1 protein-coding gene is annotated in these 1,458 nt (G+C 64.3%); it reads left to right on the plus strand.

All coding sequences use genetic code 11. The features are described 5' to 3' along the window. Nucleotides 1-1,169: LamG-like jellyroll fold domain-containing protein (locus K353_RS33535; protein WP_305000348.1), on the plus strand; the 1,169-nt coding region annotated here is incomplete at its 5' end. Nucleotides 1,170-1,458: the final 289 nt, after the last annotated feature.

Consider the following 1,458-nt stretch of genomic DNA (forward strand, 5'->3'; position numbering starts at 1 on the left):
CCACCAAAATCGCCGCCAACGGCTGGACCACCACCACCAAACCCGTCCTCCAAGCCGCCGACATCAACCGCGACGGCACCATCGACCTCTGGGCCGTCGCTTCCAACGGCAACGTCACCCCCCACCTGTTCAACGGCACCGCCCTGACCGCTCAGTCGGCGCAGACGCTGATCGCCCCGTCCAAGTCCTGGCCGCTGGCCGAAGGCGGGACCGAGGGCAGCCGGGTGGCCTCCAGCGTGGAAAGTTCGAGTGGCTCTCCCATGACCGGCGGCACGGGTGCGACGTGGAACAGCAAGGACCTGTTCAACCCCGACGTCCGTCTGAACGGAACCGGGACCGGCGTCCTGTCCACTAGCAGTGCGATCTCCACCTCCGCCGACTTCAGCGCGTCGGTGTGGGTGAAACCGGACGCGGTCAACGGCATCGTGCTGTCCCAGGACGGCAACCAGTCGTCGGGCTTCATCGTGTACGCCGACTCGTTCACCAAGCAGTGGTACTTCTGCCTGTCCAAGGCCGACAGCAGCGCCTGGACCTACAGTTGTGTCCACCACCCGGACCCCAACTTCGGACTGGTACAGGTCGGCGTGTGGACCCACCTGACGGTGACGTACAAGCCTTCCACCCGCACGATGGCCCTGTACATCAACGGCGTGGAGGCGGGCTGGGGCACCCACGACGCCGTGGCGGGTTTCACCGGCAACCTCCGGGTCGGGGACTACATGTACAACGGCAACCACGAGACCTTCTTCAAGGGCGCCGTGTCGAACGTCCAGGTCTGGAACAAGACGCTGACGCCGACCCAGGTGGCCCTGCTGTCGGGTACGCCGGGCTACGTGCTGTTCCCCAGCGACAACACCAACTACCCCAGTGGATCGAGCTGGAGCACCGCCCGCGCGACCATGAAGTTCGAGCAGGGACTGCTGACCATCACCAAGGCGAACGGTGGCACGTGGACGCGAGGCTCCACCGGATACCCGAACGCGGTGCTGACCCTGCAGAACGACGGCAACCTCGGAATCTACCCCCAGCCAGCGCACCAGTTGGGCACGGCCCTGTGGTCGGCGGATGTGGTGGAGCCCGGCGATGCCATGCTGCTGCAGCCCGATGGCAATCTGATGATCTACCGGCCCGATGGTACGGCAATCTGGGCTTCGGGCACGTACAACTGATGCAGTAGCGACGATGACGCCATATAGAAAATGACGCAGTACCGACAATGAGGGCCCCGTCGACCTGGTCGGCGGGGCCCTTTCGCCCCCTTTACGGAATTCGCCGACCCCAGCTGGACCAAAACACCCCAAGCCGTGTCAATTCAACGTCCACTCAACCTGTCCGTCCTGAAAGTGCTGGCACGTGTCGCACACCCGTGGCAGGCTTCTTCCGCTCGGCCACGAACTGGCCACTGAAGTGGCCGCTGAACTGGCCTTATTCCTCCAGATCGGGATCCTCTGCCATGAC

The sequence above is a fragment of the Kitasatospora sp. SolWspMP-SS2h genome, assembly GCF_003259315.1.
Lineage (GTDB): Bacteria > Actinomycetota > Actinomycetes > Streptomycetales > Streptomycetaceae > Kitasatospora > Kitasatospora fiedleri.